Annotated in this window: 6 protein-coding genes; 4 read left to right on the top strand and 2 right to left on the bottom strand. The window is 43.2% G+C overall.

The genetic code is table 11. From position 1 onward, the window contains the following. The 3 genes from VK541_RS21660 to VK541_RS21650 form a co-directional block, all read left to right on the top strand. A partial coding sequence (locus VK541_RS21660) for an SDR family oxidoreductase (RefSeq protein WP_324372601.1) occupies nt 1–397 on the top strand: 397 nt, incomplete at its 5' end. Between the two features lie 50 nt (nt 398–447). Beyond that, nucleotides 448–1,350 carry a helix-turn-helix transcriptional regulator gene (locus VK541_RS21655; protein ID WP_324372599.1) on the top strand — a complete coding sequence of 301 codons (903 nt, stop codon included), beginning with the start codon at nt 448–450 and terminating at the stop codon, nt 1,348–1,350. 64 nt (nt 1,351–1,414) lie between these two features. After that, nucleotides 1,415–2,272 (top strand): SDR family NAD(P)-dependent oxidoreductase, encoded by an 858-nt coding sequence (locus tag VK541_RS21650; RefSeq protein ID WP_324372597.1) that lies wholly within the window; start codon nt 1,415–1,417, stop codon nt 2,270–2,272. Nucleotides 2,273–2,293: 21 nt separating this feature from the next. Here VK541_RS21650 and VK541_RS21645 read toward each other — a convergent pair whose 3' ends face one another. Further along, complete coding sequence (locus tag VK541_RS21645; protein ID WP_324372596.1) at nt 2,294–4,075, bottom strand: tetratricopeptide repeat protein; 1,782 nt, start codon at nt 4,073–4,075, stop codon at nt 2,294–2,296. A gap of 295 nt (nt 4,076–4,370) precedes the next feature. After that, nucleotides 4,371–5,378 carry an SRPBCC domain-containing protein gene (locus VK541_RS21640; protein WP_324372595.1) on the bottom strand — a complete coding sequence of 336 codons (1,008 nt, stop codon included), beginning with the start codon at nt 5,376–5,378 and terminating at the stop codon, nt 4,371–4,373. 88 nt (nt 5,379–5,466) lie between these two features. Here VK541_RS21640 and VK541_RS21635 point away from each other — a divergent pair, with 88 nt between their 5' ends. Beyond that, the gene (locus VK541_RS21635; RefSeq protein WP_324372594.1) at nt 5,467–6,015 is read left to right on the top strand and encodes a hypothetical protein; all 549 of its coding nucleotides are present in this window, start codon (nt 5,467–5,469) and stop codon (nt 6,013–6,015) included. Nucleotides 6,016–6,113: the final 98 nt, after the last annotated feature.

The raw sequence follows: 6,113 nt of genomic DNA, 5'->3' as shown, positions 1-6,113 counted from the left end.
TTGGGGCGCATTGGCTGCTGTGAAATATGCAAGCCCGAATATAAACGCCGGGGGATCAATTTCTCTCACCAGTGGAACAGCGAGTATACGGCCTGGTGCAGGATGGGCATTGGCTTCGAGTATTTGCGGAGCTGTAGAAGGTTTGATAAAAGCTATGGCTGTGGAACTTGCGCCCATAAGGGTCAATTGCGTTGTTCCGGGAGTGATCAGGACAAATTTATGGGACGCCATGCGGCAGACAGATCGTGATGCTATGTACGAATATTTGGGCAATCAGTTACTGCTCAAGCGGGTTGGTGAGGCTCAGGATGTTGCCAGAGGGTTCTTGTATCTCATGGAACAGAGTTTCGGTACGGGACAAAGTTTGCTGATTGATGGCGGAACGGTGCTGGTATAAATTCACGAAGGGGCTGTCTGGATTTAGTTTGAATTGTGTAACTTTGTCTTATGGCACCTACACAAACCCTGGAAGACTTTTACAAGCAAAAGTTTAATTGGCGACCTGATAACCTGAGCCAGGATATCGGGCACTTTAATGTTTTCAGATCTGAGGATAGTTTTCATCCTGGTGCAAAGCCTGTCCAGTACAGTCGCCGGGATTTTTATAAGATCAGTTTGTTCAGAGGTAAGGGGATCATTCATTACGCAGATAAAAGTATCGAGATGGATGGATCGGCATTGGTTTTTTTTAATCCAATAGTTCCCTATACCTTCGAAAACCTGAATGACAGGAACAGGGGCAGGTTTTGCATTTACAAGGAGTCCTTTTTTACCGAGATGCTGCGCAACAATGTCCTTCAGTTGCCGATGTTTTCTCCAGGAGCGAATCCTGTTTATGTGCTTAATGACGAGCAGGATACCTACGTATTGGCCATTTTCGAAAAGATGCTGGCGGAAATGAATTCTGATTACATCTTTAAATATGACCTCCTTCGCAGTTATGTTACTGAATTGATTCATTACGCCATGAAGATCCAGCCTTCCGACCGGCTCTTTCAGCACCCGGATGCCAATTCACGCATTACAGCTATTTTCACAGAACTTTTGGAGCGGCAGTTTCCTATCGAATCTCCATCGCAAAGATTTGGCCTGCGCTCGGCCAAAGATTTTGCCGACCGGCTATCCGTACATGTGAACCATCTCAACCGTGCTGTCCGTCAAACGACTGGAAAAACGACCACGGACCATATTATGGAGCGTCTGACCAGCGAGGCAAGGGCACTTTTGCGCCATACAGACTGGAACGTTTCCGAGATCAGCTACTGCCTGGGTTTTGAAGCACCTACACATTTCAATAATTTTTTCAAAAAACAGACCAGTACCACGCCTTCAGCGTTTCGTCTTGTTTGAATTTCGTAACAATTGGTTTGAATACCGTATACGCTCCGTATGTGTTCTGTTATACTTTTGTATCATGAAAGCAAAAAGAAATATGGAGAACATCAGAACTTGGTTTATTACGGGCGCTTCTAAAGGATTTGGATTAAGTCTGGTCAGACAACTACTTCAGGCGGGTCAGAATGTTGCAGCTACGTCCCGCGATCTAAATGCACTGGTAGCGGCTGTAGGTATTACCGAGCCTAATTTTCTCCCGCTGGAGGTGGATCTTGGCAACGAGGACAGCGTCGGGTGCGCCATTCATCAGGCAAATGCCGCCTTCAAAAGTATTGACGTGGTGATCAATAATGCGGGTTATGGCATCGGCGGCAGCATTGAGGAATTAAGTGATCGCGAGACGCGAGATTGCTTTGAAATAAATGTTTTTGGAACGCTGAATGTCATCCGGATGGTGATGCCTTATATGCGGGCCCAGATGTCGGGTCACATTATCAATATATCGTCAATAGCGGGTATTACCGGCACAAGCGGCTGGTCTGTTTATGCGGCCACTAAATTTTCGGTTGTCGGAATGACTGAGGTATTGGCCCAGGATGTCGCGGAGTTTGGTGTTAAAGTAACGGTAGTCGCTCCTGGCGCTTTTCGAACCAGTTTTCTAAATGCGGATTCGATCAACATCGGGCAACATACCATTCGGGATTATACTGCGGTCCATAATGCCCAGGAACTACTTCTGGAAAGAGACGGCAAGCAAAATGGCGACCCCGATAAAGCTGCTGCTGCCATTATTGAACTGGCTCATATGGAAAATCCACCGCTTTACTTGTTGCTTGGAGAAGATGCTTACAATCGCGCTATGGCAAAACTGGATAGATTGAAAGCGGAGTACTTGCTAAACGAGGAACTCTCGAAGGCTATGGCTTACAATGGGTAGACAGAAAGGCAGCAAATAAGTTCACCATCCAGCTTTTATTGGAGTTAAAGCTCCATTTTCCGATGACGCTGGCGCCGACCGCTTATCATATGCAAAGGCGATATCTTCTTGTACGGTAATATCTTCGTTTGCTGCTGCCTCTACTTTTATAAATTGATAAAGAACCTTTGCCCTGTCAATATTGTCAACAAATAGGATTTCATTGACATATAGCAGTTCAGGCCGCTGGGTTGCTGTTTTCCTGAGGACACCTTCCAATAATTCCTTTGCCTCCGCGACTCCCTGGTCTTTTTTTCCATATGCGGCATAACATTGGTAAACAGCGCTATAATAATACATACCCTTTAAACGATAATTCCCATAAATGTAAAATACCTCTCCCAATTGCAATCTCAAGGCTTGCTGCTGTAGTCTGTATTGCTCAGCTTTAGCTTTGTCTTTTTTAACGCCAATCCCCATTTCATACATATTGGCAATTGCGCCAAGTGCTCTGGGACTGTATTTCTGATCATTTAATTTACTTAGTGCTTCGTAGGTTTCGATTGCTTTTGCAGGGTTTTTGAATTTCTTATTGCTAAACCGATAGGCCAGCTTTCCTTCTTCATAAAATAAGGCCAATAGCGATTTGCTTTCCAGGTTGCCATTGGCCGCGGCAATTAACAGATACTCCAGTGCCTTATCGGGATTGTAGTACGGACTTTTTTTCATGCTATAGATGTCAAACCACAAAGTTAGCATTGCAATATCGTTTTTCAGTTCGGCAGCCTGATGCAGCCATTTGATTTGCTCGGCGGTTTTTGGAGCATTCATGATGTTCAGCGGGTCTCCTCCCGGGTTCATGTAATATAGCGTCCAGTATGCTTCTGCATCATTTAACGCTGCAGCCTTTTTCAACCAGTAATAAAATTTCTCCGTATTGGTATAACAAAATCCGGCACCGGCATAGACCATAGCTTTTACATCCCCGGCTTCTGCCATTTTTTCGTACAGTTGACTTGTAGTAGTTCCCTGCTTTATTATTGTTGAACGTGTGATGTCCTTTTTCTGCTCTTCTACTTTTTTTCGTTCTTCATATTTTTGTTCTCTTTTTGCAGCCCAATTTTCTATCAATGGGGTTACGACATCAGAAATTTGTTTGACGGTTTCGTATCCTGTTTGAGAACTGTTTTTATCTGCTGATTTATCGAGTCGCACCAGGAGGTCATTTGAGGCTGGAGTAGCTTTGTTTGATGTTTTGGAGTTCGCCGCTAACGGATTGTCATTATTGTCTGCTTGTCCCGTAGCTACTGTTTTCTTGTTCAGCTGCTGTATTTTATAGTTGATGATACTTGCATTGTCATTGTTGTTGATGCTAACCATGTCAATCCCGGAAACTGCGGGGGATGAGCAGCCCGCCTTGGGCTGAAGTTCCATAGTTTGTTTTTCACCTACACTATAAAACATCCATGAATTCGAGCCGATCTCCTTCCCGCCACAATTGTATGCGAGTTGTAAGGTGATGCTGCTGAAGTTTTTTTCATTGCAAATTCCGTCAAGTTGTGCGCAGTTATATAATTTTCCGCCTTGATACCATCCTTTATTCTTATCCACATCGACCTTCACTAATTCTACTGTGTATTCTGTATTGTTTCCTGCTGATTTTATTGTGGGCGCAGCAGCCATCCTCAATAGCGTAAGCCTAATGGTTACATTATAACAAAAACCTTGGCCATTGCTCTGCGTATTGTCAACATATTTTGTAAAGGTTTGTGCATTAACAAAATTTACAATTAATGTAAGCGCGATTAAAAGAACGTTTTTCATCTTGATGGTTTATTTGTGAGCAGACATGTCTCCTGGATTTCTTATAATCCTGTTATTCCATTTCCCTTATTTTAAAGGTACCATTATAGTTTGATATACGACCTATCGTCATAACAAAGAGTTTGTTGCCGACGAGGAGTATTCTATAGAAGGGTTTAGTTTGACAAGGGTTCTGAAAAAGTAGGTAGTGGGACAGCAAAACAGGAAAAGGAATATTACCGACAGATCCGCAGGAAGTTTGAAGACGAGCAAAAGATAGCGAGGACTGTCAAGTGGGCGATTTATGGGATACCATTCAGGACTCCGCCACTCTTTTTAATTCCTGCAGAGCTGCCTCCCAACCACTTGCCGCATCACTTAATTCTTCATCAGTGAGCTTAACCGCCAATTCTTCTTTGGCCTGCAGTATGGTATGGTCTTGCTCTGAGACAGTGGAGTAGGTGATCACCGAGGAAAGTTGCTGCATGTCTTCGCCAGTGAACAATTCGTGCTTCAGGTATTTACCCTGGTGGTATTCAATTATTTTTCCGTAGGTGATCTGAGTGCCGGAAAGGCTTTGCCAGCCGAAGAATGAGCCAGGGCTCCAATCGGTTTTATAGGAACCACCCATCTTTTGGGTAAGCTGAGGATTGGTAAAGACCGCCCAAACTTTGTCGGGTGTAGTGTTGATCAGGATTGATTTTTCTATGCGCATTGGGTTTTCTTTAGGGTGATGGTACCCAATTTGTTCATGCTTTGGCAAATCTTTATTGTTCATCATCAATTTGGTGAATCTTCTGCCGGCTTTGTTACTTTCGTTTCTTAAGAAAGTAATTTTAGCGGAGAATGTTTTATGTTTTGCCGGTATGGTTATGCCCAGAAATTGTGAAATTTCCTCAATCTGACTGGTATGTTGTTGAAGTTTGGCGTCTGCATCATCCAGATTGGAGATCGCACAAAATAAAAGGAAAAGCCGGTCGACTGGTTTGGCTTCATTTTTTAATGCATCTTCAATGAGCGTGAGCGCTTCATTTTCGCGTTTAAGCAACAGCAATTGTTCTGCAATTCGCTGTGCAATTAAAGTTGGGAATATATAGGTCTCGTCCTGGTAAAGTTGGTAAAACACTTCGATTGCTTCCTGGTGTTTTTGGGCGCTGGCCAGGGCATCGGCCTTAAGATAAATGAGGTCTTTTCGGTAGTTTTCAAATCTTTCATTGGTATGGAACTCATCAATAAACGCCTGCAAACGCTCTAATTGGCCTTCAGGAACCGAGTAGTGGTTGATATTGAGTTCTTTTATTTTAATGTCGATCTGTGTACTCATGAGCACTGAATATACCTATTTTTTTAATATTTAGATGTTTGGGTATTATGGAGGAAAATTGATATCTTGAATAAGCCAAGCGACTCTTATGAAATATCTATATTTAATTGCATTGATTTTATCTGGCATTACCATTAATGCGCAGTCTGTTAAAGATCCGGATTCAACGGGAGGCTTCTCAATATTTAGGTTCGGGACGAGTGTCCGGGAGATTAATGACATTCAACGGGATACGGCTTCGATTTTAAATGGTAAAAATCTAGCTGTGTACCGCTATAACGGGGATTCCCTGAAGAATGTGTTTAATGTACAAGTCTCAGAAATTCGGCTTATGTTTTACAGAGATCAGCTTGCCCGTATTGATATCAGGTTTGGAACAAAATCAAGAGCATATACACAGGAAGAATTCAATCAAGTGCAGCAGGCGCTGGAAACTAGATATGGAAAGACTTCGGGTAAGCTTGCAATGTCTGGGGCGGTACTTTTTGCGGGATTCCGCTGGGAGGGTGAAAAAGGTTCTCTCGACCATACACGATTTACTTCACCCTTGAAAAAAAGGGGGAAACAGGATTCGATTGAAGGGGAAATCTCATTTACGGACAAGGCTCTTAACAGGCAAACGACAAAGGGAATGTAATCAAATTGGAAAAAGACAAATATATGGAACCGATCAAAGTTATCATTACAGGAACAACCGGAATGGTTGGCGAAGGCGTTATGCTGGAATGCCTTTCA

The organism is Pedobacter sp. (assembly GCF_035317785.1).
In the GTDB taxonomy this organism is placed as follows: Bacteria; Bacteroidota; Bacteroidia; order Sphingobacteriales; family Sphingobacteriaceae; genus Pedobacter.
This window is presented reverse-complemented; position numbering and strand designations above follow the sequence as displayed.

Bases quoted from the DNA above. Each gene is read 5' to 3' on its own strand.
- VK541_RS21655 (WP_324372599.1), top strand. From the start codon at position 448: ATGGCACCTACACAAACCCTGGAAGACTTTTACAAGCAAAAGTTTAAT.
- VK541_RS21650 (WP_324372597.1), top strand. From the start codon at position 1,415: ATGAAAGCAAAAAGAAATATGGAGAACATCAGAACTTGGTTTATTACG.
- VK541_RS21645 (WP_324372596.1), bottom strand. From the start codon at position 4,075: ATGAAAAACGTTCTTTTAATCGCGCTTACATTAATTGTAAATTTTGTT.
- VK541_RS21640 (WP_324372595.1), bottom strand. From the start codon at position 5,378: ATGAGTACACAGATCGACATTAAAATAAAAGAACTCAATATCAACCAC.
- VK541_RS21635 (WP_324372594.1), top strand. From the start codon at position 5,467: ATGAAATATCTATATTTAATTGCATTGATTTTATCTGGCATTACCATT.